Origin of the sequence: Bacillus cereus group sp. N14 (genome assembly GCF_016483555.1) — a bacterium.
Taxonomy (GTDB): Bacteria; Bacillota; Bacilli; order Bacillales; family Bacillaceae_G; genus Bacillus_A; species Bacillus_A wiedmannii.
Map to the genome: position 1 here is coordinate 1 of NZ_JAEHBQ010000011.1, position 25,689 is coordinate 25,689.

A 25,689-nucleotide genomic window follows, 5' to 3' on the forward strand; every position below is an offset into this window, starting at 1 on the left:
TTTTAAGTAGACTGGAGGAAATGACTATGTCTCACCTGCCGGAATGGACACTTGTCATTCTTCGCTCTGTATTCATATTAATCATTTTATTCACTATTACAAAGTGTTTAGGAAAAAGGCAAATCTCTCAGCTTTCCTTTTTTGAATACATAGCAGGAATGACAATCGGTGATATCGCCGCTCAAATAGCTACAGGGCTTGATCAAAAATTTTTCCATGGTGTCTTTGCCATACTTATTTTCGCCTCAGTACCCTTTTTTGTCGGAATTCTCTCCCTAAAAAACAAAACTGCTAGAGATTTTTTTGAAGGGAAATCTACAGTTTTAATAAAGGATGGCAAAGTACTTGAGGATAATCTAAAGAAAGAAAAATATACAAGTGATGAGTTACTTGAACTTCTTAGAGGGAATGGTGCATTCAGTATAGCTGAAGTCGAATTTGCTGTCTTAGAACCGAGCGGAGATTTAAATGTATTATTAAAGAAAGACTCTCAGCCACTTACAGCAAAAGACATCGGGTTAAAAGTACCAAATGAAAAAGAACCGCAAACTGTTATTATGGATGGCAATGTCTTAGATGAGCCTCTATCCTCTAGTGGACATAACCGTGCTTGGTTACATTCTGAACTAGAAAAGCTCGGTGTTGTTATTGAAAATGTCTTTCTCGGTCAAGTGGATTCATACGGACAACTTACTATCGACATTTATAATGACAAACTACAAATGCCTTCTCCTCAAAACAAGCCTTTATTATTAGCATCTTTAAAAAAATGTCATGCTGATCTTGAACTATTTTCCCTAGAAACAAAGTCGAAATCAGCAAGCGAAATGTATAGTAAAAACGCGAAACACATCGAAAAGATTTTAAATAAAGTAACCTATCTTTTAAAAGAATAGATATCACAAGAACGCTTCAGTAAAAAGGCGTTCTTTTCTTTTTACTACAGATTTCATGACGTTTAAATTTATGTAATTCGGTTATGATGTTGAAGATACATAAGCAGGGAATTTCAAAAACATAGCGAATAATTCATGGTACAACTACATATTTTTTTGATTTAAAGTGGTTTCGTTTGACCTTTATTGACCATAATTGTATTATAAGACTAAGAAAGCTTTAGAAGGAGGAAATAACAGATGAATTTAATTCCTACAGTAATTGAACAAACAAATCGTGGAGAACGCGCTTACGATATTTACTCTCGACTATTAAAAGACCGCATCATTATGCTTGGTAGTGCAATTGATGACAACGTAGCTAACTCAATCGTTTCCCAGCTTTTATTCTTGGAATCTCAAGATCCAGAAAAAGATATTCACATCTACATCAATAGCCCTGGTGGTTCTATCACAGCAGGTATGGCAATTTACGATACAATGCAATTTATTAAACCACAAGTATCAACAATCTGTATCGGTATGGCTGCATCTATGGGTGCATTCTTACTTGCAGCAGGTGAAAAAGGAAAACGTTATGCACTTCCAAACAGTGAAGTAATGATTCACCAACCACTTGGCGGAGCACAAGGTCAAGCGACTGAAATCGAAATTGCTGCAAAACGTATCCTATTCTTACGTGAAAAACTAAACCAAATTCTTGCTGACCGCACAGGTCAACCACTTGAAGTACTACAACGCGACACAGACCGCGACAACTTCATGACAGCTGAAAGAGCTCTAGAATACGGCTTAATCGATAAGATCTTTACAAATCGTTAATGCTTAAAAGCGGAAGCGGCTCGTTCAGAATCGCAGGGCGATGGAGCTTTTACATCCGAGGCGCTTTTTGCCTCGAATGTAAAAGCGAAACGACCGGAGATTCTAGCCGCTGGAGCTGGATATAACTAAAAGCGGAAGCGCCCTCTTACAGGGCGCTTTTTTTATGATTAAACCTCCGCACGTGCATACCCCAGCTAGTATCCTTCTAAATATATCAGCGATTTTTCAAATATATCGACGATTCGACACAACTTATCGACTTACCGACAATCCTCGACAAGCATGCACCGCCTACATACCCGACCGCCAACAACAAACACCAAACAACAAAACAAAAAAGCTATCGCACATGCGCGATAGCTTCTTATTGTATATATGCAGCTAATGCTTCTAAAGCTTCTTCTGCATCTGAACCTTCTGTTGTAATTGTTATCATGCTACCAGTTCCAATTGCTAAGCTCATAATCCCCATTATGCTCTTTGCATTCACTGTCTTTCCATCTTTCTCGATGAAGATATCCGCATGAAAGCGATTGGCCTCTTGTACAAACAACGCAGCCGGACGTGCTTGTAAACCGTTTTTTAATGAAACCTTAACTCGTTTTTGAACCACAGCTCCATTTCCCCTTTAACCTCTTATTTTTTTGCTACCGCTTCCCCCGCGCGTAATTTCTCTGCAATCTCATCGATTTTACGCAAACGATGATTAATACCCGATTTACTAATTTTCCCCCCGGATACCATCTCGCCTAACTCTTTCAATGTTACATCTTGATAATCTCTTCGTAATTGTGCAATTTCTCGCAGTTTATCTGGTAATATATCAAGACCAACTGTCTCATCAATATAACGGATATTTTCAATCTGCCTTAGCGCTGCACCAATTGTTTTATTTAAATTGGCTGTTTCGCAGTTCACTAAACGATTTACTGAATTACGCATATCGCGAACGATTCGAATGTCTTCAAATCTTAAAAGTGCATTATGAGCGCCTATAATATTTAAAAACTCCGTAATCTTTTCTGCTTCTTTCAAATACGTAATGTACCCTTTTCTTCTTTCCAACGTCTTACTATTTAAATCAAATCCGTTCATCAATTCACATATAGCATCATTATGTTCCTTATATAACGAAAAGACCTCTAAATGATAAGATGATGTTTCTGGGTTATTTACTGAACCACCTGCTAAAAATGCACCTCGTAAATACGATCGTTTACAACATTTCTTCTCGATTAATTCCTGGGATATATTTCGAATTAACGAAAAGTCGTCTCGAACAATATGAAGATCAGCTAATATTTCGCGAGACTTCTCAACAAGCCGCACAATATATACATTATTTTTCTTCAATCGCATTTTTTTACGAACAAGTAATTCTACCGTCACGTCATATCCTTTTTTCAAAAGCGTATAAATCCTTCTTGCGATTGCCGCATTCTCCGTTTGAATATCGATAGATAGACGACGGTTTGAAAAAGAAAGCGATCCGTTCATTCGAAGTAACGCTGATAATTCTGCTTTCTCACAGCATTCCTTCACCTCAAGATTCGTTAGCTCTTTCTTTGTTTCTGATGCAAATGACACAGTCAACACCTCCTTATACGATTACTTTGGAACAAAAATCTTGTCCTATATGAAATGATGAGCGTTACCTCAAACGAGGCAACGCACATCTACAACAGTGAATATAAAATAGAAGCTAGTTTTAATGTATCGTGCCTTACAACACGATCATCATACTTCGCTAATTGATCTTGAATGACATCAATATTGCTCTCTGTAAAACGTTCTTCATCTACTACAACTGGTGCCGACATTTCTTCCTCATATAACTGACGTAATTCACAAGGAATATCACGGTTATTTACAATTGCAGTATCAATAAATGGTTTACCTAAATGATCATGTAACGCCTGCACATGGTCAAACGCAGTATATCCCATCGTTTCACCAGCTTGCGTCATAACATTACACACATATACCTTCTTCGCTTTTGCAGCAAGAACAGCATCCCCGATTTTGTTAACAACTAAATTCGGTAATATACTCGTATACAAACTTCCTGGACCAAAAACAAGTAAATCAGCTCGTTTAATCTCAGCCAACGTTTCATGTAACGGCTCTACATCTTCTGGAGTTAAAAAGACGCGGTTAATCTTCTTCCCAGAATAAGGAATCTTTGATTCACCTGTTACAATTTCTCCATCTTCTAGTTCCGCATGAAGTACCGCACTTTGGTTCGCTGCCGGTAACACACGTCCTCTGACATTTAACACTTTACTCGTTTCCGTAATCGCATGGAAGAAGTCTCCTGTAATCGAGGTCATACCCGCTAATAATAAATTTCCTAACGCATGACCTTTCAGCCCGTCTCCCGTTGTGAAACGATGCTGAAATAAAGCTTCCACCAGCGGCTCTACATCTGATAACGCAACAAGTACGTTACGAATGTCACCTGGGGGTGGAATTTCGAGCTCATCACGTAATCTACCTGAACTGCCACCATCATCAGCGATTGTAACAACTGCTGTAATATCAACCGGATATTGTTTTAATCCTCTTAATAAAACAGAGAGTCCAGTACCGCCTCCCATGATAACAATTTTAGGTTTTCTCTCTTTTTTCATCCCTTAATGGCCCTTTCTCTTCTCCACATCACGATGAGATACATGAACGCTATACTCTGGTTTCAAATGTTTCCCAAGGTATTCTGTAAGCGTAACAGAACGATGCTGTCCACCTGTACATCCAATTGCAATTACAAGTTGACTCTTGCCTTCTCTTTTATAATGAGGCAGCATGAAAGTAATAAGATCCGTCAATTTTTCTAAAAACTTATGTGTCTCATTAAATTTCAGCACATACGATGAAACTTCTTCATCTAGTCCTGTTAATGGCTTCATATGTGGAATGTAATATGGATTTGGTAAAAAACGAACATCAAATACTAAATCTGCATCAATTGGAATACCGTACTTAAATCCAAATGACATAACATTTACACGAAATGCTTGCTCAGTTTCAGTTGAAAACAGATGAACAATTTTTTCACGTAATTCTTTCGGTTTTAAATCCGATGTATCCAGCACAATATTCGCTCGTGCCTTCATATCAGTTAATAAGCCACGCTCCATCTCGATTCCCTTTAACGGCAAACCAGTTGGTGCAAGTGGATGCGAACGTCTCGTTTCTTTATAACGAGTTACAAGCGTGCCATCTTTCGCATCTAAGAATAAAATATGAGGAATAATCCATGTACGTTCTGATAAATCATCAAGTGCTCCCCATAAATGTTCGAAAAACTCTCGGCCACGTAAATCAACGCCAAGTGCTACTTTATTCATTTTCCCTTTTGAATCCGCCATAAGTTCAATAAACTTCGGCAATAACATCGGTGGTAAATTATCTACACAGAAATATCCTAAATCTTCAAAACTTTGTAAAGCTACTGTCTTTCCAGCTCCAGACATTCCTGTAATAATTACCATTTTTATATCATTATTCTCTGTCATCGTATCCTCTCCTTGACGGTTTAACTCGGATCTAATCGATATGAAAGCAACTCAAAATCTGGGGTATATACAAATGTACCGTAGATTATGCCATTTCCTTTAATTAAATAATCAATAATGTGATAATCTCCTGGTGCCATTGCTAAATCATCAATTTTGTCAAATGTATGCCAACCAATGATGCCTTCTTCGCTCTCTAGTTTGTTTTCTCCTGCAAAATCTGTCGCTAAAAAGGAGAACATCATCCATTCAGAAACAACTTTATCACCTTCTTGGATGACAAAGGTGAAGACCCCTTTTAACGCTGGGTTCTTTAAATAAATACCTGTTTCTTCACGATACTCGCGAACAACGGAATCTCTTACTGTCTCACCACGCTCCATTTTCCCGCCTGGTGCAACCCACCAATTTCGGCGAGGTTTTTGGAGTAAGAGTACTTCATTATCTCTAATTAACACACAGTTTGTCACTCTTTGCATGTTTCTTCACCTCAGCTACTTGCAGTAAATTTCTCACTGCATACTCATTTCATTATACTATCAAAAACAGTTTGCTACAACGAAGGAGCCAGTCCTCTTTCGCTAAGCACATGCTACTCAACAATTTTAAAAAAGCTTTTTAGAACAAGCAATGTAAATGCCTACACTTTCAATGAATAGCATGAAAAATCCCCTTAACGATTTTTATCGCCAAGGGGATTAAAGTCCTTATTTCTTACCGAAATAAGTAACAATCGCAAATCCTAAAATAAAGGTAATAATTGAACTTATAATTGAAAATCCTCCAGTTGGAATACCAGGGAACACAATTACAATCGAGCCGATAACAAGTCCAATAATTGCCGCAAATGTCATACTTTTATAACGATCTAACAAGAAACTAATTCCTTTACTACTTACAACAAACCCCGCCATAACACCAGCACCGATAACTACGATTAAAGGTAAGTTCAGTGTAGTTAAAGCATTAATTGCTGTCGGATACACACCAATAATTAATAAAATAAATGATCCGCTAATTCCAGGAAGCAACATAGCCATACTAGCCATCCAGCCCGCGAAAAATAAACCAATTGCATTTAAAATTGTTAACGTCGTAATTGGATCTGCTGCCTTATCTGGTTTAAAGAAAGCTGTGATTGCAACAAGAATGGCTGCAACTATTAATAAAACAATGTGCTTACCTTTAAACGACGACTTTGCATCAGCTTCTCTCATTAACATCGGTAATATACTAATAATTAAACCGAGGAAGAAAAATTGAGTCGGTTCATAATGATTCGCAAGTAAATATTTAATAACGTGACTTAACGTTAAAAACGCTGCTGCCACACCAGCTGCAAGGGGAATTAAAAATCCTAAATGTTTTTTCCATTCACGACTAAAGAATCCACTAATTGCTGCAAGTAATTGTTCATAAATCCCTAACACAACAGCGATTGTACCGCCGCTCACACCAGGAATTAAATCACTAACACCCATACAAAATCCACGGTATATATTACGCCATTCCATACTGAATAAATTCCTCATTTCTTATAGTGATTTTTTCCGTAAAGTCCAGTATATCAATAAGAAAGCTTATAATCCTAATATTTTTTGACAAAACTTTGACATTTTCATAAAAAAAGAAGAAAGCTCCTATCGGTAGCTTTCTTCTCAAAAGGCATATTATCCCTTATTTTTCTGATACAGTTTTTAGTTCTTCTAATAATTCTTCTACGTAATGTTGTGCACTTTGTGCTGCGATACTACCATCACCTGTTGCCGTTACAATTTGACGTAGCATTTTTTCACGAACATCTCCAGCTGCGAAAATACCAGGAACTTTCGTTTCCATACGCTCATTTGTTTCAAGGTAACCATTTTCATTTGTAATACCTAGTTCAACAAATGGTTTTGATAGTGGTAACATACCGATATATATGAACACTCCATCAGTTTTGACTTCTTTCTCTTCTCCACTGTTTACGTCTACAAGTGTTACGCTTCCCACTTTACCATTTGCATCGTTAATTTCTTTTATAGTGTGATTCCAAATGAAATCAACTTTCTCGTTTTGGAAAGCACGATCTTGTAAAATTTTCTGTGCACGAAGAGTGTCACGACGGTGAACGATTGTTACCTTTGATGCGAAGCGTGTTAAGAATACACCCTCTTCAACAGCAGAATCTCCACCACCAATAACTACAAGTTCTTTCCCTTTAAAGAAAGCTCCATCACATACTGCACAATATGATACACCACGGCCGCCAAGTTCTGCTTCGCCTGGCACACCAATTTTTTTATACTCTGCACCGCTTGCAACGATAATTGCACGTGCTTTATATTCTTTTTTACCAGCAATAATTGTTTTGTATTCTTTACCATCAATGACTGCTTTCACATCACCGTATGCATATTCAGCACCAAATTTCTTCGCATGCTCGAACATTTTATTTGATAAGTCTGGTCCTAAAATAGACTCATAACCTGGATAGTTCTCTACATCTTCTGTATTTGCCATTTGGCCACCTGGGATACCACGCTCAAGCATTAATGTGCTTAAATTCGCACGAGATGTATATACTGCAGCTGTCATACCAGCTGGTCCTGCACCAATAATAATGACATCATAAATTTTTTCTTCTGACACACTATTCACTCCTATTCATTCCTACACAATTAAGTTACCCTCATTATACTGTTAGCATCATTTTTTTCCCAATGATTTGCTTACCCTATGTGTGCGTACGTTTAACAGCCTGCACATACTTTCGAACAGTCGCTACAGATACATTATATACATCCCCAAGCTCCGACTGTGTCATCTTATTTCCTTGTTCGCTGCGTACAATATATTCAACCGCAGCTGACCAGCCGTATACATTTGTAAAAACTGCCCCAGATGTATATAAACGTATGAACGTACAAAACCAAAATTGTAAACACTCTTCGATTAATTCATCATCTTTTTTCGTATAATTATATAAAGCATCCGCAATTTGCGCGCACTGTTCAAATTGCTGTAAATCAGCTGGAATGCTCTTATGGCTATTAAGTAAAAAGAAATACTTTGCAAGTTGCGATACGATTGGAACACCGTTCTTCGCCTGCGTTACATCAAAGAAGAATCCCACCTTCTCTGGCGTTGACAATTCATTCATTAAATATAAAGCTAGCATTTGTTCCTCTAGCGTCGCACTTTGTTGAAATGATTTTCGTAATTCTTCAAATAATACGTTTTGTCCTTCATCTGCTAAATTCAGCGCATTCCACGGTTCTTTTCCCTTTTTATCAGGGTGCAATTCTACAACATGCTGCCACATTTTTTCAGCTACTTGCTGATCTTTCACCATATAAGCAGAATATGCAAACCAATAATAAAAACTAACGTCTCCCTCATATCCTTGACGCTTTAATACTTTGAACCATTTATATGCAGGCTCAAAATGACCAATTGTTGCAAGTGTCGTTCCAAGTTTCAAACGATGCTCGAACGAAATCGGATATACTGAAACTAACTGCTCCGCTAACGCTTCTACTTGTTTATGCTCTCCAATTGAATATAGGAAAATAAGCGTATTACAAAGCGCATGTATATTACCAGGATTTTTCTCTAAAATCATTTCCGTTAACTTCAGAGCTTTATCTACATTACCAGATTGAAAATGTGCAATGGCTAAATTATTATGACCCGACCAAAATTCCGGATAATCTTTTGTAACAATTTCCAATGTAGCAATTGCTTCTTCCAATTGTCCGTTACGAATATAACGATTCGCTTCTTCTTGCATAACAATTAGATCATCTTCATCCTCAATCTCTTCCTCACCCATCGCTTCTTCTTCCATAATTTCAAGTAATTCTAATGTATCTTCTACAAATTCCTTCTCTTCTGCAACTTCTAAATAGCGATCCGCATACTTTTTCGCCTGCTGAAATAGCCCCATATATGCATAATTATTTGCAATAAAATAATAGCATTGTTCAAGTTCTGGATTAGATCTAACAAGCTTAAAGAAGATTTGATTCGACTCTTGATATTCACCAGCCTCAGATAATACTGTTGCTAATTGGCATAAAATAAACGGCTCCTTCTCACTTTGTGCCGCTCTTCGAAAATATTTAATTGCATCTTGCAATTTTTGCCCTTTGTAAGCTCTCATCCCTTTTTTATAAAAGAAGTCCGCTAATTGATTAAAAGAGATAACTTGTCCGTTCTCCTTATATATTCCTTGATTTTTCCCCATATATCCTCCAATTTTTTGTTTTCTTCGTTCACACATTCTTCTATCTATAAGTATAAACGATTCCGTAAAAAACAAAACAGTATATTATACTCAATTATTTCCTTTTTATTCATTAAAAAAGAAGAGAAATGTTACATTTTTAGCATCAACCTTCTCTAGCATCCATTTCTTCTTTCGTATAAATAACACGCATTGGATTTCCACCCACGAAAGCGCCGCTTGGTACATCTCTATGAACAAGTGTGCCAGCTGAAATAATCGCACCATCCCCAATTTCCACACCTGGTAATATAGTTGTATTTGCTCCAATCATCACTTCATTTCCTATGAAGATCTCTCCAAGTCGATATTCGCGAATTAAATATTCATGTGCTAAAAGCGTTGTATTATAGCCGATAATTGAATTCTCTCCCACAGTTATCTTTTCTGGGAACATAATATCCGGCACTACCATAAGCGCAATTGATGTTTTCTTTCCGACTTTCATCCGTAAAAATGTACGGTACAACCAATTCTTGACGGATAAAAATGGTGTATAACGCGCAATTTGGATAATAATAAAGTTTTTCATTACCTTCCAAAAAGACACTGTTTTATACACATTCCATAATGAATTTTCTCCCGAAACAGGATAGCGCGTTGTCCGTCGCACTTAACTCGCTCCTCTACTAAAAAGTGAAACTGTAAGTTAGTAGGGAAATACACCCCTACTAACTTACTTGGACCTTTATAAACGGTTCATATTAGACAAAATCGGTAGCAAATCACTCATTTTATCTAGCATAAAGTCCGGCTTGTAAGCCTCTAAATACGCTCTACCTTTCAACGTCCATGAGACAGCAGCTGTTTTCGTACCCGCATTTTGTCCACCAACAATATCATGATGGTTATCCCCAACCATCAATGCTTCTTCCGGTTTCGCATCTAATAACTCAAGCGCTTTTTGAAGTGGTTCTGGATGTGGTTTCACATGCTCTACATCATCAATTGTCACGACAACATCAAAAAATTCATCAAGCTTTGATAACCTTAATCCCATCTCAACTGTTTGTCTCGCTTTCGTTGTAACAATACCAACTTTATAGCCTTGCTTCTTCAACTCTTGAACTGTTTCATATACAGTTTCATATTCTTCTACTAATTCATCGTGATGATCATGGTTAAATTGACGATAACATGTAATCATCTCTTCAACCTTGTTTTCATTAATCTTGCTGAAAGTATCATGTAAAGAAGGGCCGATAAATGGCAATACATCTTCACGCTTATATTGATTTGGATAATATGTATGTAACGTATGTAAAAAAGAAGAAATAATAAGTTCGTTTGTATTAATTAAAGTTCCATCTAAATCAAATAACACTGTATTTATTCTCATTGTCTTAGTCCCTTCTCTTTCCTGAATATGAAAGAAGCAGCACCTTATAATAAGATGCTACTTTTCTCTAATTTTCCGAATATCTTTTATCAGCTTGCCCCATTTTTCGTCTCACGATAATGAAAATAATAGAAATAACAACAAGTCCAATTGACATTACTTGTGCGATACGAAGTGGTCCTAACATTAAACTATCTGTACGTAAGCCTTCTACGAAGAAGCGCCCTATTGAATACCAAATTAAATATGTGAAGAATAATTCCCCGCGTCGTAAATTCACTTTTCGTAATGCAAGTAATAAAATGACACCTGTAAAATTCCATAATGATTCATATAAAAACGTTGGGTGATAGTAAACACCCTCAATATACATTTGATTAATAATGAAATCCGGTAAATGAAGTCCTTCTAAAAACTGTCTCGTTACTTCATCACCATGCGCCTCTTGGTTCATAAAGTTTCCCCATCGACCAATTGCTTGTCCTAGTAAAATACTTGGCGCAGCAATATCAGCCAACTTCCAGAATGAAACCCCGCGTCGTTTCGCAAAAAGAATCCCTGTAATAACAGCCCCGATTAAACCACCATGAATCGCCAAGCCACCTTGACGAATATTAATAATTTGACTCGGGTTTTGCGCGTAATATTCCCATTCAAAAATAACATAGTACATTCTCGCAAATAGAATAGCGATCGGTACTGCAATTAATACAAGGTCAACAAATGTATCTTTTGGAATACCTAGTCTTTCTCCCTCGCGAGTTGCTAGCCAAAGACCTAATAGCACGCCTGTACCGATAATAATCCCGTACCAATATACAGGAAACGGCCCAAGTTGAATCGCTACACGGTCAAGCTGTGGTACAGAACCTAACAGCATATGTATGACCCCCCTCTCCAAAGTTTACTCCTGATTTCCTAACTCAATCGCACTCATTAATCGTTCAGAGAACTGTTGTGCTGCATTGACTCCCATACGTTTTAAACGGAAGTTCATCGCTGCTACTTCAATAATAACAGCCAAGTTTCGACCAGGACGAACTGGAAGTGTAATCTTCGTAAGCTCTGTATCAATAATCTTCATCTTCTCTTCATCAAGACCTAAGCGATCGTAATTTTTCTTTTGATCCCAAATTTCAAGATTAATAACAAGTGTAATACGCTTATAATTTCGCACTGCCCCTGCACCGAATAACGTCATAACGTTAATGATACCTAGACCACGAATTTCTAATAAATGCTCAATTAAATCTGGTGAGCTTCCTACTAATGTGTCTTCATCTTCTTGGCGAATTTCTACACTATCATCCGCAACAAGACGGTGACCACGTTTTACAAGCTCAAGAGCTGTCTCACTTTTACCGACACCACTTTGACCTGTAATTAAAACACCAACACCGTAAATATCTACTAACACACCATGTACAGCTGTTGTTGGTGCTAACTTACCTTCTAAATAATTTGTTAAACGACTTGATAATCTTGTTGTCGTTTGAGCAGAACGTAATAAAGGCATGCCTGATTCACGTGATGCTTGTAATAACTCATCTGGTACATCTTGATTACGAGTTATAATGATACATGGCGTCTCCTCAGTACAAAGCGCTTTCATTCTCTCTTGCTTTTGCTCTGACGTTAATGTGTCAAAGAACGTAAGCTCCGTCTTTCCAAGAAGCTGCACGCGATCAGCTGGATAATATGTGAAAAATCCTGCCATTTCAATTCCAGGTCGTGATAAATCACTTGTATCAATCGGACGATGAATTCCTTCTTCACCACTTATTAACTCCAATTGAAATTGTTCAATTAAATCTTTCGTCCTTACTTTCGGCATATGTATAAACCTCCACTCCGCTGCGGGTTCAGTCTCATTTGATGTAAAATTCCATTCTACCGGATATTGTACCATTTTTTTCTGGAAACAAGAAATACGGTTTCTAATAAATAGAAAAAAACATTTCATATACATCATGAAATGTTTTTCTTTTTGTCATTTTCTCTTTTTTTCATATAGCGGCTCCACAATTGCCTTTTCAATAATCATATTAAAAATTGAAATACAAATTGCCGCAACGATTGCTACACCAAACCCTGATATATTAAATGCATCTCCTAATAATGAATCTGCTATTTTTAACGTAATCGCATTAATAACAATTAAGAAGAACCCGAAAGTTACAAGAGTAATCGGTAGCGTAATTAAAATTAAAAACGGTTTTACGAACACATTTAAAACAGCCAAAATAATACTCGCAATAATTGCAGTCTGTATATTTGCTACGTAAAACGCGTCTGGTGCAATCCCTTTTAAAAGTCCCGATACAGCGATTAACACAATGCTATTTACAAGAAGTGATACAATCCATCTCATTTTCTTACACATCCTTTTGACATATATATTTCATCATACGCTAATAGATAATAAACGCAAGTATCATACGAACACTTATATCAATTTATTCTACTCTTCATGCTTGTATACCTACTAACATTTCCCCCGCAAAATAAGGGCCACACCATCTATGTTCATGAGTTTTCACAAAGGTCCAAGTGAAATCTTTGTCTACAATATAGATATCACCTTTATATGCATCATCCGTCTCCCGTAATATATCATCCATATGTAATAAACTCGCATCCGTTATTAGTATGACTTCCTCACAATGTTGATAGAATATGTAACAATTCTTTTTCACTTCATTATGAAACGCGTTCTCCGCTTCTTCACCCTCTAAACACTTCTTTTTCTCATAACTAAATATGTGCCAAAGATACCCACATGCATACTTATCTCCATACAGGAAAATATCTTCTTTTTCCTCATCACTTAAATGATTTGCAAAATGATCCTCCCAGCGCTTGCGAAAATATACACCCCAACTTTGAAACTCTCTTACCTTCATGTTTTTCTTTCTTAAAACATCTATAAACTCCATCTTCTCCCCCCTATAAAGCGAATTTTTAATCAGTGGGGATTTTGTTCATCCCCACTGATTATTAGTTAAACCAATCGGGTTGCCCACAAATAGCGGGATAAAATAAAAACCGAGTGTCATTCCCACTCGGTTTTTATGAATACACTTATTGTGATAATTCTACTTCTTTTATTTTCTCTTTCATTCTTGCTTTATCGCGATTTAAAATCTCTTTTAAATACTTACCTGTATACGAACGCTCTTCTTTTACTACTTGCTCTGGCGTTCCTGAGGCAACGATTTGCCCACCTTTATCTCCGCCCTCTGGTCCAAGATCAACGATATAGTCAGCTGTTTTAATTACATCTAAATTATGTTCAATAACAAGAACTGTCTCGCCACTTTCAACAAGGCGTTGCAGCACTTCTAGAAGACGCGCGATATCATGTGCATGCAAACCAGTCGTTGGCTCATCTAAAATATATAACGTACGCCCAGTAGAACGACGGTGTAATTCAGAAGCTAATTTCACGCGCTGTGCTTCTCCTCCAGATAACGTAGTAGCTGGCTGTCCTAATTTCATATAACCAAGCCCTACATCTACAAGCGTTTGAAGTTTACGCTTAATTTTTGGGATATTAGCGAAGAACTCTACTCCATCTTCAATTGTCATCCCTAACACTTCAGAAATGTTCTTATCTTTATACTTCACTTCTAACGTTTCGCGGTTATAACGTTTACCATGACAAACTTCACACGGAACGTATACGTCTGGTAAGAAGTGCATTTCGATTTTAATAATTCCATCACCACGGCACGCTTCACAACGTCCACCTTTTACATTAAAGCTGAAACGTCCTTTTTGATATCCACGCACTTTCGCTTCATTCGTTTGTGCAAACACATCACGAATATCATCGAATACACCTGTATACGTCGCTGGATTAGAACGTGGTGTACGCCCGATTGGCGATTGATCAATATCGATTACTTTATCTAAATGCTCAAGACCTTTAATTTCTTTATGAGTACCTGGCTTCGCTTTCGCTTTATATAACTTTTGCGCTAATGATTTATATAGTACTTCATTAATCATCGTACTTTTACCGGAACCAGATACACCCGTTATCGCTACAAACGTACCAAGCGGGAATGACATCTTTGCATTTTTTAAGTTATTCTCTTTTGCACCGACAATTTCCACTTTACGTCCGTCACCCTTACGTCTTTCAAGTGGAACCGGAATAAACTCTTTACCGCTTAAATACTTCCCTGTTAGCGAATTCTCATCTTGCATCACTTCAGCTGGTGTACCCGCTGATACAACTTGGCCACCGTGAATACCTGCACCAGGTCCGATATCAAGTAAATAATCAGCAGCCATCATTGTGTCTTCATCATGCTCAACGACAATTAACGTATTTCCTAAATCGCGCATTTCTTGCAATGTGCGAATAAGACGATCGTTATCGCGCTGATGCAAACCGATTGAAGGCTCATCAAGAATGTAAAGTACGCCAGTAAGACGAGAACCGATTTGTGTCGCTAAACGAATACGCTGCGCCTCACCACCTGATAAAGTTCCTGCAGCACGACTTAACGTTAAATAATCTAAACCGACGTTCACTAAGAATCCAACGCGCTCCTGGATTTCTCTTAAAATTAAATGAGCAATTGTTCGTTGTTTCTCCGTTAGCTCCACATTCGAGAAGAATTCCTGTACTTCTTGAACAGAATACTTCGTTACATCAGCAATCGTTTTATCACCAACGAAAACAGCTAAACTCTCAGGCTTTAAGCGTCCACCTTTACACTTCGGACAAGCTTGCTCTGCCATATACTTTTCCATTTGCTCACGGACATAATCAGAACTCGTTTCACGATAACGACGTTCGATATTTGGAATAACACCTTCAAATAAAATCTCATTTTCCTTTACTTGACCAAATTCATTTACATAGCGGAAATAAACTTTCTCTTCACCGCTTCCGTACAACACTTTATCAAATAAATCTTTCGGTATATCTTTCACAGGCATATCCATATCAACGCCGTAATGATTACATACAGATTGTAAAAGCTGTGGGTAATATTGTGAGCTTGTCGGCTCCCAAGGCGCAATCGCATGTTCATTTAATGATAAATCCCAATTCGGAATGACAAGTTCTAAATCCACCTCTAACTTTGAACCAAGTCCATCACAAGAAGGACACGCCCCGAATGGACTGTTGAATGAGAACATGCGCGGCTCTAATTCTCCGATTGAAAAACCACAATGCGGACAAGCATGATGTTCACTAAATAGAAGTTCCTCTTCTCCCATTACATCAATTAACACTCGGCCCCCGCCAAGCTTTAATGCACTTTCAAGAGAATCCGCAAGACGGCTTGCAATCCCTTCTTTTACAACAATACGGTCAATTACAACTTCGATAGAATGCTTCTTATTTTTATCTAACGCAATATCTTCAGATACATCAAGCATTTCACCATCAACACGTACACGAACATACCCTTGCTTCTTAATATCTTCAAGCACTTTCACGTGCGCACCTTTACGCCCAGAAACGATAGGAGCTAACACTTGTAATTTCGTACGTTCAGGATATTCAAGTACACGGTCTACCATTTGCTCTACTGTTTGTGACGTAATTTCAATGCCATGATTCGGACAAATCGGCGTACCAATTCGCGCAAATAATAAACGTAAATAATCATAAATCTCTGTGACCGTTCCAACTGTTGAACGAGGATTACGACTCGTCGTTTTTTGATCGATTGAAATCGCTGGTGACAATCCTTCAATCGTATCTACATCTGGCTTATCCATTTGTCCTAAAAACTGGCGCGCATACGCAGATAACGATTCTACGTATCTGCGCTGCCCTTCTGCATAAATCGTATCAAACGCTAATGATGACTTCCCTGAACCAGACAATCCCGTTACAACAACAAGCTGATTTCTCGGAATGGTTACATCAATATTTTTTAAGTTATGTGCTCTAGCACCTTTTACAACAATAAAATCCTTACTCACGCTCACTCTTTTCACCCTTCCGCTTTTAATTCTAATAGTAAATCTCTCAATTCAGCTGCACGCTCGAAATCTAACGCTTTTGCTGCTTCTTTCATCTCTGCTTCCATCTTCGCAATTGTCTTTTCACGCTCTTTTTTCGTCATCTTCTTAGCTGGTGCCGCTTCATACATTTCCGGCTCTTCAGCAGCTGTCGTTGCACGGATAACATCACGCACACCTTTTTGAATCGTTTTCGGCGTAATACCATGCTCTTTATTGTAAGCTTCTTGTATAGTACGACGACGCTGCGTTTCTTCAATTGCAATTCCCATTGATCTTGTTATACGATCTGCATACATAATAACGCGGCCGTTTTCATTACGTGCTGCACGACCGATTGTTTGAATTAATGAACGCTCTGAACGCAAGAACCCTTCCTTATCAGCATCTAAAATAGCTACAAGTGATACTTCTGGAATATCTAATCCTTCTCGTAATAAGTTAATACCGACAAGTACGTCAAACTTACCAAGGCGAAGATCACGGATAATTTCAATACGTTCTAACGTTTTAATTTCAGAGTGAAGATAGTTCACTTTAATTCCTACATCTTTTAAGTAGTCTGTTAAATCCTCTGACATCTTCTTCGTTAAAGTTGTAATTAATACACGTTCATTTTTTGCAATGCGATCTTGAATTTCTCCTAATAAATCATCAATTTGCCCTTCAATTGGTCGTATATCAATTGGTGGATCTAAAAGCCCTGTTGGACGAATAATTTGTTCTATTACTTCCGGTGCCTGCTCTAACTCGTACGGTCCTGGCGTTGCTGAAACGTAAATAACTTGATTCGTTTTCCCTTCAAACTCATCAAACGTAAGCGGTCTATTATCTAAAGCTGATGGCAGACGGAATCCATGATCTACAAGCACTTGTTTACGTGCTTGGTCCCCGTTATACATCGCTCTTACTTGCGGTACTGATACGTGCGACTCATCCATAACGATTAAGAAATCTTCCGGGAAATAGTCTAATAACGTATATGGCGTTGCCCCCGCTGGACGAAGTGTCAAATGACGGGAATAATTTTCAATCCCTGAACAAAAGCCCATCTCACGCATCATTTCTAAATCATAACGTGTACGTTGCTCTATACGCTGCGCTTCTAACAACTTGCCATTATCATTTAATTCCTTTAAACGCTCTTCTAATTCTTTTTCGATATTTTCAATAGCGACCTTCATTTTTTCCTCACGTGTAACGAAGTGAGATGCTGGGAAGATTGCTACATGATCACGTTCTGCTAATACTTCACCTGTTAACGCATTTACTTCGCGAATACGATCGATTTCATCGCCGAAAAATTCAATTCGAATACAATGCTCATCAAGTGATGCTGGGAAGATTTCAACTACATCTCCGCGCACACGGAATGTACCACGCTTGAAATCAATGTCATTACGTCCATACTGTACATCAACAAGTTCACGAAGCAATTGATTGCGGTCCTTTTCCATACCAACTCTAAGTGAAACAACTAACTCGCGGTATTCTTCTGGAGAACCTAAACCGTATATACAAGAAACACTCGCAACAATAATCACATCATCCCGTTCAAATAGTGCAGATGTTGCTGAGTGACGCAATTTATCGATTTCATCATTAATCTGCGCATCTTTTTCAATAAACGTATCTGTTTGCGGCACATACGCTTCTGGCTGATAATAATCGTAATAACTAACAAAATATTCAACTGCATTATTCGGAAAAAAATCTTTCAGCTCACTATATAACTGTCCTGCTAACGTTTTATTATGAGCCATGACAAGTGTTGGCTTCTGCACCTCTTTAATGACATTTGAAATCGTAAATGTCTTACCCGTTCCTGTCGCTCCAAGCAACACTTGCTTTTTCTTTCCACTATTAATTCCCTCTACAAGCTTCTCTATAGCTACCGGCTGATCACCTTGCGGGGAATACGCTGAAATAATTTCAAATTGATGTTCCAAACAAAACCGACCTCCTCGTAAAAAATCTGTATTCCCATTTTACCACGAATGCTCATAAAAAAACCAAGAAAACGAACAGATATTCGGTAAAACTTTCGACAATATATACATAGAAAAAGGAAGGAGCCAAAACTTCCTTCCTCTACTAACTCTATTTTTTAGGTACATATAATAAATCATATCCATTGCGCCCATTTTCATTCACACAGTCTATTAACCTATAAGCCGTTTGTAATTCACGCTGCTCTTTAACAATCCTTTTACAGCTATCTTCATCTATATCTGTATGATTACCAGCAAATCGATCTTGCCTATTATCTAATATATGAATTATATCTGTCCCACTATACTCTAACGTTTGAAAAACCGGATCACCTTCATGTGTATAATGTACAATTCTTATTTTATCAACTTCCCCTTGTTCCACATTCAAAACGAACTTTTCAAATTTATCTAGATTAGAAATTTCTGTTCCCTTTACAACAACATCATTCTTCTTATCAATTGTAATGTTAGATTGTGAGCATGCTACTAAACTAAAGAGAAATAAGCATATAAAACCTGTTTTTCCTATTGTCATCCTCTCCTATACAAACTATTGGTATACTAGAAAAAGCTACTTTCCTCTACGAAAGTAGCTTCTCTTTTCCTTTCTCCTTCTTCGGGAAAAGAACATATGAAAATGAAATAACTGTATCCACTAAAAATATAATCGCCCAAACTTGGCTAACACGACTCGCTGCTTTATTTAAAACAATCCCCGTTTCTAACCAATTACCCCATTGTTCAAACGGGACAAAACCGTACAGAAAGAAAAAGAAAATATGCACAACAACGAATAAAACAAGATGCAATATCCAATTTTTTATTTCCTGCTTCGCATAGGCCATACCTGTTAATTCTACCTGTTCTTCAATAATAGGCGCCGGTTCATTCCGCCATTTCGCAACTAGCTTTTGCGCAAATATATCAAGCTTCTTCAAATCCTTTTTCCCGTAGAAAACTGCATACAATAAGATAATTACAGTAATGATTTGAAAATTAGAGAACTTCCCTGTTTGATAATAGTCCACTACCCCTAAAGTTAAAATAAACACTTCATTTACGAGGAGTACAATCCCCATAATAAAACTTGCCTTTTTCAAACGGAATCCGTAACGAAGTAAAAAGAAACCGATAGCCGATAACCAAAATACAATCTCTGCCCCAATTAAAAAGTACCAACGATATTCTGCAAGTATACTCATTTATCCCTCTCCTTTTCATCATATATACGAAAAGCTTCATCCATATATAATAAAAGTTCTTCTTCAATTGGATACATGCTCATTTTCTGTGAATCTTCCTTCGATTTTCTAACTTCCCATAACTTATCTAAAAACGCTTCGTCACCATTGGCCATTTCTAAACACTTCTGCATTAAGCTCTTCGTTGCCCCTTGTACCTCATCACTCGCGGCTTCTTTACCGTCTTTCATAAAAGTACGTAATTGCTTTAATAAATCTACCCATTCTAAAACATTCGGATCTTCTTCACTCATATTCGGCAAGTTATGAAGCAATTTTTGTTCTTCCTTTGAAAATACTTCATTTTGAAATATTTCACGTATACGAGACGACTGTTTCGAAAGCTGAATAAGTTCAAACATAACTTTCCAATCAAGTTCTCCCTCCACATCTACCGAATAAACAACAGCTTGTAAAACACGCTCCATTCGATTAAATTTCTTTTGTTCTTCCTGTACAAATCGAAGTTGTTTTTCAAGAGAATCCTTTAAGTTAACCTCACCTTTTACTAACATATTCGCAGCCTCTTTTAATGAAAATCCCATTTCCTTTAAAAACAAAATTTGTTGTAGTCGAATGACATCAATTTCACTATATAACCGATGTCCACCCTCCGTTTTCCCGCTCGGCTTTAATAAATCTATTTGATCATAATAACGTAATGTACGTACTGTTATCCCTGTCTCTTTCGTCAATTGTTGTATTGAAATCACTACTATCACCTCTTCCCCTTCATTATAAAAGATGACGTTACGTAACTTTCAAGACTTTTGTAAAAAAAATACAAAAAGCTATTTATACTCTTTGTATAAACAGCTTTTACGGAAATAATCCCTTTTGTATAGCGCGCCCACAAAATAAAATAAGTGCTCCAACAACAACACTCGTTGCTGTTTTATGATAATGAGCTGAAACTAATAAATAATATGATAAACCTACAGTACCGAGCATAATACAAATACTTGGCACTGGATAACGAGAGAAGTTCTGCATTCCCCAAAACAAAGCAAAAATAGCCGTAGCGACACATAACACCGGTAATCCCATCCCAGTTCCCCTTTTTCTATCTATTCCTTGTTGCTAACACACTCGTCGATGCCATACTTATTAATAAACCAAAAATAGCAATATATAATAACTCATTTACATGTACTGCTTGCCTATCTACATACTTATTTACACAAAGATACATAATGAACAAGAACACGAAGCTTGTAATACTAATCGTAAAATATGACTTCATCTTGTTCACAACTCGCTCATCAATTGACGGTACTCCCTCTTCTTTCAAACGCTTCTGTTCTCTATATTCAGCAATACTATATAAAATGACTAGTGCTACATTCGATATAAAAATAGTTCCCCACGAAATGCTTAAAATCATTAAACTCACATTTAAAACAAGACCCGCTAAAAACAAACTTCCTATGAACCGTATAACATCTCGCTTACTCATACATGATCGACCTCTTTTTGATTTCTATATTTCCACTTCGGCCAATAGTTCACAAGAAAATACACCCACTGCCCTAGTACAAATAAAACAAACGGCATACCAGCATTTCCATCAACAATTAAATTATATAAACTCCATATCGCTAAACTAATCGTAAAAAATAATCCTACATATTTAAACGCTTTATCCGACTGAAATCTCTCAAACTCATCTTGCATTTTTCATTCCTCCTATCTCTATGCCCGTTTTCCTATCATGACTCCTATGATGAGATTACCCGCAAATAAGGAACTACATATCATAAATATTTCTTGCACTGGTATAACAGCTCTACCTATTGCTTTGCTCGCAACAATATAAACAATAAGCAATAGAAACGCGAATACAAATGAGACATTTACATACTTTTTTATGTTTTCATTTACTCGCTCATCTATATCTGGAAGTTCTTCTTTTTTGTACTTACGCTTTTTGTAATACGAATACACTATCAAAAATACAATTGCTAAAACGTTACTCACTACGAGCGGTAAAATTGGTATAGCCGGATTCATAATATGAACTACAATGTCTCCCAAAAACAATCCAAAAGTCGCACCGATAAATAACTTTTTAGTATCTTCCATTTTTTCTCCCCTTACTCTAGCGTAAATATTTCCTCCACCTTCACCCCAAAATATTTGGCGATTTTTAGGGATAACTCTAGACTCGGGTTGTAATGATGGTTTTCAATCGCCACGATTGTCTGCCGTGTCACCTGCATCGCCTTTGCCATTTCCACTTGTGTTATATGATGTTGCTTTCTTAACTCTTTTATTTTATTTTTCACACCCATAGGCTCCACCTTCGAAAGTAAAGATATCTTTACTTTAATTATAAATATTTTCCAGTTATAAGTAAAGATATCTCTACAAATTTCAGAAAAACGTTTCACTGATCACCTTCTCTAACAAAGTACAAGCGTAATTCAATTTATATCAGCTATTTTTTTAATATATCGACACCCGTAGCACTATAAATATAAAAAAAGCTGTCCCAAAATATCTTTTGGAACAGCTTCTTCGTCCTACTACATAAATCCTAATACATATACAAGAACGTATCCAAGAATAGAAAGAAAAACCGAGCCGATCAGCCCCGCCACGAATGCCTTACTTCCTAACTTACGGAACGTTTTAAACTCTACATTTAAACCAAGACCCGCCATCGCCATTGCAATAAGCATGTAAGCAATGACAACAATGTATCCGGCAACAACTTCTGGTATAACCCCGAGCGAATGCACTGCACTCATCGCTAAAAATCCGAAGATGAACCACGGAATTGGAAGGTCACGCCACGATTTTTTTTCCTCGCTGCCTTCACTCTTACCAAACCATAATCCAATTAAAATCGCTACTGGCACAAGCATTGCAACGCGCGTTAATTTCACGATAACTGCGATGTCTACAGCCGTACTTCCTCCTGGCGCCGCAGCTGCGATGACATGAGCGATTTCGTGCAGCGTCGCACCTGAGAATACACCGTAACCGTACGGTGAGAAGCCAAGCACTGGGTATAATAGCGTATAAATAAGTGTAAATATTGTACCTAAAATTGCAATAATTGCTGCCCCAACTGCCGTTTCTTCATCCTTCGCTTTCACTTGCGGTGCAATTGCCACGACCGCAGCCGCGCCGCAAATTGCTGTTCCGCACGCTGTTAAAATTCCGAGTTTCTTTTCTACCTTAAATACTTTCGTTAGCCCATATACAACGAAAATCGTAAATGTAATAACAACCGCTGCGATGACCAATACTTTCGGTCCCGCCTTCGCAATATCAACAAGATTTAACCGCATTCCAAGTAAGATGATCCCAAAGCGAAGCAACTTCTTACTCGCGAAATTCGTTCCAACTATCGCTTCTTGCGGAACTCCGATAGTTGCTCGCCAAACCATCCCAATTAGAATAGCAATTACTAATTGTCCCATAATATTTAAAAATGGAAGCTCTGCTAAATATTTCGCGGCAATTGCGATTAATAATGTAATCCCAATTCCTTGCGAAAATCCAAAGCCCTTTTTCTTTTGTATAACAAGTGTTTGTTCCACTTTGTACCACCCCAATAATCGTATTGGAACATGCATGTTCTTTCTACTTACATTATAAGAGAGTTTCTATAATAAGTTTAATATCAATATTGAATCTCTATCATCAGAAATACTTATGATAAGATGATAGAAAAACGAAAGGATCCCATTATATGAACGTAGACATTTTAAAGATTTTTGTTACTGTCGTTGAACAGAAACACTTCTCCCGTGCAGCAGAATTATTAAACCTTTCACAGCCTGGCGTAAGTATGCACATACGCAACTTAGAAAACGAATTTGGCACTACACTTATTCAGCGCTCTCCTAAGCACGTTCAAGTGACAGAGGCTGGAAACATTTTATATATACACGCAAAGCAAATGCTCTCTCTTTACGAAGATGCTAAACAAGAAATTAACGAATTACATAACGTTGTAACAGGAACTCTTCGCATCGGTGCTAGTTTTACAATTGGCGAATACTTACTTCCAAAAATACTAGCTAACTATGCGAATGAAAATCCACACGTCGAAGTTCATACTTTTATCTCAAATACAGAAGACGTTTTGCAAAGCCTTCGCTCTAATCAAATTGATATCGGCTTAGTGGAAGGGCAAGTCGTATATGCCGATGTTGACGTTGAAACATTTATGCAAGATGAAATGAAGCTCGTCGTTCCGCCAAATCATCCACTGCTCCACACAAATGAAATAAATGAAAACACACTCCAAGATCAAGTATGGGTATTAAGAGAAAGTGGTTCTGGAACACGTGCTTATAGTGATCGCTTTATTCATCAACACCATTTAAAAATGAAACGATTCTTTACATTCAGTAGTATTCAAAGCGTGAAGGAAGCAGTTAGTGCTGGGCTTGGCATCGCTATCCTTTCTGATTGGACTGTACGGAAAGAGCTACTGGCAAAAGAGCTATTCCACGTCGAAGTTCCAAATGAACAACTCATCCGTCCCTTCTCCATCGTGCGTGGCAAATACTTTATTCAGTCTAAAGCTATTCAAGTGTTTTTAAATCATGTAGATTCTTTTGCGAAAAAACAGAGTTGACCTTCACATTAGTGTGAAGGTTTACAATACGTTTAAAAGGAGTGAAACACGTTGCGAATTGGAGAGTTATCAAAAGAAACTGGCGTTAGCGAAAGATCACTAAGACATTATGAGGAAAAGGGATTACTCCCTTCTAAACGCCTCACAAATGGCTACCGTGATTTTGATGAAAATGCCATCAAAAAAGTAGAACTTATTCAAATGTACTTACAAATTGGCTTAAATTTAGAAGAGACGGCAAGGATGCTGCGTTGCCTTGAAATTGAACCACACCTGTACGAAAATCCTTGCAGCAGTATCCTTACGCTTTATGAAGATAAACTCAATGAAGTAACGAAGCAAATCTCATTACTTTCCAGCATTCAAACGAATTTGCAAAAACACGTTTCACTCCTAAAACAAGCAAAAGAAAAGGAATGATTACATGTTTGTTATACATGGCAGTTCAAGACAAAATGGCAATACAGAAGCTTTAACACATACGATGATCGATGGAATTGAAACAGAACAAATTTACTTGCAAGACCATACAGTCCATCCTATTACAGACCAACGTCATGATGCAGAAGGATTCCAACCTGTAAATGATGACTACGAGCAGTTAATCGAGCGTATGTTAGAGCACGACACAATTATCTTTGCTACACCGCTATACTGGTATGGAATGAGCGGTCATATGAAAAACTTCGTCGATCGCTGGTCACAAAGCTTACGCGATACATCCCTTCATTTCAAAGAAAAAATGAAAGGTAAAAAAATGTACGTTGTCATCGTTGGCGGAGACAATCCAAAGCTGAAAGCATTACCGCTTATTGCTCAGTTTCAATATATCTTTGATTTTGTTGGTTCATCATTTGAAGGGTATGTTATTGGGGATGCGAATGGATTGGATGAAATCAAAAATGATGCTGAGGCTCTAGCAAAAGTACAATTGTATAATAATAAGTTCAAAAACAGTAAATAGAAATAAGTTTGACAAACCATTTTGTATGCGCATACAATAAAAGTAACATTATGAAAGGAAGGT

General features: G+C 37.4%; 30 protein-coding genes. 5 read left to right on the top strand and 25 right to left on the bottom strand.

Annotated elements, in window-relative coordinates; translation table 11 throughout:
* Positions 1-26 precede the first annotated feature (26 nt).
* Together JDS82_RS16435 and clpP are read left to right on the top strand one after the other, a co-directional pair.
* Positions 27-896 (top strand): DUF421 domain-containing protein, encoded by an 870-nt coding sequence (locus JDS82_RS16435; RefSeq protein WP_064449600.1) that lies wholly within the window; start codon positions 27-29, stop codon positions 894-896.
* A 240-nt stretch (positions 897-1,136) separates the two neighbouring features.
* Positions 1,137-1,718 (top strand): ATP-dependent Clp endopeptidase proteolytic subunit ClpP, encoded by a 582-nt coding sequence (gene clpP, locus JDS82_RS16440; protein ID WP_001049163.1) that lies wholly within the window; start codon positions 1,137-1,139, stop codon positions 1,716-1,718.
* 364 nt (positions 1,719-2,082) lie between these two features.
* On the opposite strand, the gene JDS82_RS16445 is transcribed toward clpP, so the two are convergent.
* The 25 genes from JDS82_RS16445 to JDS82_RS16565 all read right to left on the bottom strand — a co-directional run bounded on the left by JDS82_RS16445 (position 2,083) and on the right by JDS82_RS16565 (position 23,616).
* On the bottom strand, positions 2,083-2,331 hold the full coding sequence (locus JDS82_RS16445; protein ID WP_000250305.1) for an HPr family phosphocarrier protein: 249 nt from the start codon (positions 2,329-2,331) through the stop codon (positions 2,083-2,085).
* Positions 2,332-2,354: 23 nt separating this feature from the next.
* Positions 2,355-3,305: a DNA-binding protein WhiA gene (gene whiA / locus JDS82_RS16450; protein WP_000006569.1), complete on the bottom strand. Its 951-nt coding sequence runs from the start codon at positions 3,303-3,305 to the stop codon at positions 2,355-2,357.
* Between the two features lie 89 nt (positions 3,306-3,394).
* Positions 3,395-4,348, bottom strand: coding sequence for a gluconeogenesis factor YvcK family protein (locus JDS82_RS16455; protein ID WP_000712182.1), 954 nt, complete (start codon positions 4,346-4,348; stop codon positions 3,395-3,397).
* A 3-nt stretch (positions 4,349-4,351) separates the two neighbouring features.
* On the bottom strand, positions 4,352-5,233 hold the full coding sequence (gene rapZ, locus JDS82_RS16460) for an RNase adapter RapZ (RefSeq protein WP_000138461.1): 882 nt from the start codon (positions 5,231-5,233) through the stop codon (positions 4,352-4,354).
* 20 nt (positions 5,234-5,253) lie between these two features.
* Positions 5,254-5,712 (bottom strand): NUDIX hydrolase, encoded by a 459-nt coding sequence (locus tag JDS82_RS16465; protein ID WP_001190080.1) that lies wholly within the window; start codon positions 5,710-5,712, stop codon positions 5,254-5,256.
* 228 nt (positions 5,713-5,940) lie between these two features.
* Positions 5,941-6,747: a DUF368 domain-containing protein gene (locus tag JDS82_RS16470; RefSeq protein ID WP_000455195.1), complete on the bottom strand. Its 807-nt coding sequence runs from the start codon at positions 6,745-6,747 to the stop codon at positions 5,941-5,943.
* A 163-nt stretch (positions 6,748-6,910) separates the two neighbouring features.
* Positions 6,911-7,867 carry a thioredoxin-disulfide reductase gene (gene trxB, locus JDS82_RS16475; RefSeq protein WP_001288064.1) on the bottom strand — a complete coding sequence of 319 codons (957 nt, stop codon included), beginning with the start codon at positions 7,865-7,867 and terminating at the stop codon, positions 6,911-6,913.
* An 85-nt stretch (positions 7,868-7,952) separates the two neighbouring features.
* Positions 7,953-9,464 (bottom strand): tetratricopeptide repeat protein, encoded by a 1,512-nt coding sequence (locus tag JDS82_RS16480; protein ID WP_000517701.1) that lies wholly within the window; start codon positions 9,462-9,464, stop codon positions 7,953-7,955.
* Positions 9,465-9,609: 145 nt separating this feature from the next.
* Positions 9,610-10,116, bottom strand: coding sequence for an acyltransferase (locus JDS82_RS16485; RefSeq protein ID WP_001255074.1), 507 nt, complete (start codon positions 10,114-10,116; stop codon positions 9,610-9,612).
* A gap of 75 nt (positions 10,117-10,191) precedes the next feature.
* Positions 10,192-10,842 carry a pyrophosphatase PpaX gene (gene ppaX / locus JDS82_RS16490; RefSeq protein ID WP_001222401.1) on the bottom strand — a complete coding sequence of 217 codons (651 nt, stop codon included), beginning with the start codon at positions 10,840-10,842 and terminating at the stop codon, positions 10,192-10,194.
* Positions 10,843-10,909: 67 nt separating this feature from the next.
* On the bottom strand, positions 10,910-11,722 hold the full coding sequence (gene lgt, locus JDS82_RS16495; RefSeq protein WP_199713602.1) for a prolipoprotein diacylglyceryl transferase: 813 nt from the start codon (positions 11,720-11,722) through the stop codon (positions 10,910-10,912).
* A gap of 24 nt (positions 11,723-11,746) precedes the next feature.
* Positions 11,747-12,676: an HPr(Ser) kinase/phosphatase gene (gene hprK, locus JDS82_RS16500; RefSeq protein ID WP_001127247.1), complete on the bottom strand. Its 930-nt coding sequence runs from the start codon at positions 12,674-12,676 to the stop codon at positions 11,747-11,749.
* Between the two features lie 156 nt (positions 12,677-12,832).
* On the bottom strand, positions 12,833-13,213 hold the full coding sequence (locus JDS82_RS16505; protein ID WP_001267305.1) for a phage holin family protein: 381 nt from the start codon (positions 13,211-13,213) through the stop codon (positions 12,833-12,835).
* Between the two features lie 97 nt (positions 13,214-13,310).
* A complete protein-coding gene (locus JDS82_RS16510) occupies positions 13,311-13,778 on the bottom strand; it encodes a DUF4275 family protein (RefSeq protein WP_000394323.1) in 468 nt (155 codons plus the stop codon).
* Positions 13,779-13,923: 145 nt separating this feature from the next.
* Complete coding sequence (gene uvrA / locus JDS82_RS16515) at positions 13,924-16,794, bottom strand: excinuclease ABC subunit UvrA (RefSeq protein WP_033658958.1); 2,871 nt, start codon at positions 16,792-16,794, stop codon at positions 13,924-13,926.
* A gap of 11 nt (positions 16,795-16,805) precedes the next feature.
* A complete protein-coding gene (gene uvrB / locus JDS82_RS16520) occupies positions 16,806-18,782 on the bottom strand; it encodes an excinuclease ABC subunit B (protein WP_000400992.1) in 1,977 nt (658 codons plus the stop codon).
* A gap of 151 nt (positions 18,783-18,933) precedes the next feature.
* Entirely contained in the window at positions 18,934-19,362 is a 429-nt protein-coding gene (locus JDS82_RS16525; protein ID WP_000152011.1) for a DUF4362 domain-containing protein, read from the bottom strand.
* 46 nt (positions 19,363-19,408) lie between these two features.
* On the bottom strand, positions 19,409-20,029 hold the full coding sequence (locus JDS82_RS16530) for a hypothetical protein (RefSeq protein ID WP_000025204.1): 621 nt from the start codon (positions 20,027-20,029) through the stop codon (positions 19,409-19,411).
* Positions 20,026-20,787: a MerR family transcriptional regulator gene (locus tag JDS82_RS16535; protein WP_033658957.1), complete on the bottom strand. Its 762-nt coding sequence runs from the start codon at positions 20,785-20,787 to the stop codon at positions 20,026-20,028. Before JDS82_RS16535 ends, JDS82_RS16530 begins: the two co-directional genes overlap by 4 nt.
* 100 nt (positions 20,788-20,887) lie before the next feature.
* Entirely contained in the window at positions 20,888-21,115 is a 228-nt protein-coding gene (locus JDS82_RS16540; RefSeq protein WP_046955580.1) for a hypothetical protein, read from the bottom strand.
* A gap of 16 nt (positions 21,116-21,131) precedes the next feature.
* Positions 21,132-21,524 (bottom strand): hypothetical protein, encoded by a 393-nt coding sequence (locus JDS82_RS16545; RefSeq protein WP_000043932.1) that lies wholly within the window; start codon positions 21,522-21,524, stop codon positions 21,132-21,134.
* Positions 21,521-21,742: a hypothetical protein gene (locus tag JDS82_RS16550; RefSeq protein WP_029440982.1), complete on the bottom strand. Its 222-nt coding sequence runs from the start codon at positions 21,740-21,742 to the stop codon at positions 21,521-21,523. Before JDS82_RS16550 ends, JDS82_RS16545 begins: the two co-directional genes overlap by 4 nt.
* A gap of 18 nt (positions 21,743-21,760) precedes the next feature.
* Entirely contained in the window at positions 21,761-22,150 is a 390-nt protein-coding gene (locus JDS82_RS16555; RefSeq protein WP_199713603.1) for a hypothetical protein, read from the bottom strand.
* Between the two features lie 11 nt (positions 22,151-22,161).
* On the bottom strand, positions 22,162-22,359 hold the full coding sequence (locus JDS82_RS16560; protein ID WP_000538359.1) for a helix-turn-helix transcriptional regulator: 198 nt from the start codon (positions 22,357-22,359) through the stop codon (positions 22,162-22,164).
* A gap of 234 nt (positions 22,360-22,593) precedes the next feature.
* Positions 22,594-23,616, bottom strand: coding sequence for a putative sulfate exporter family transporter (locus JDS82_RS16565; RefSeq protein WP_199713604.1), 1,023 nt, complete (start codon positions 23,614-23,616; stop codon positions 22,594-22,596).
* Between the two features lie 152 nt (positions 23,617-23,768).
* On the opposite strand from JDS82_RS16565, the gene JDS82_RS16570 reads away from it, so the two are divergent.
* From JDS82_RS16570 to JDS82_RS16580, 3 genes are read left to right on the top strand one after another with little or no spacing between them, the layout of a single operon-like run.
* Positions 23,769-24,662 carry a LysR family transcriptional regulator gene (locus tag JDS82_RS16570; RefSeq protein ID WP_048566661.1) on the top strand — a complete coding sequence of 298 codons (894 nt, stop codon included), beginning with the start codon at positions 23,769-23,771 and terminating at the stop codon, positions 24,660-24,662.
* Between the two features lie 51 nt (positions 24,663-24,713).
* The gene (locus JDS82_RS16575; RefSeq protein ID WP_001219220.1) at positions 24,714-25,082 is read left to right on the top strand and encodes a MerR family transcriptional regulator; all 369 of its coding nucleotides are present in this window, start codon (positions 24,714-24,716) and stop codon (positions 25,080-25,082) included.
* 4 nt (positions 25,083-25,086) lie between these two features.
* Positions 25,087-25,626 carry a flavodoxin family protein gene (locus JDS82_RS16580; protein WP_000497637.1) on the top strand — a complete coding sequence of 180 codons (540 nt, stop codon included), beginning with the start codon at positions 25,087-25,089 and terminating at the stop codon, positions 25,624-25,626.
* The last annotated feature ends 63 nt before the right edge of the window (positions 25,627-25,689 follow it).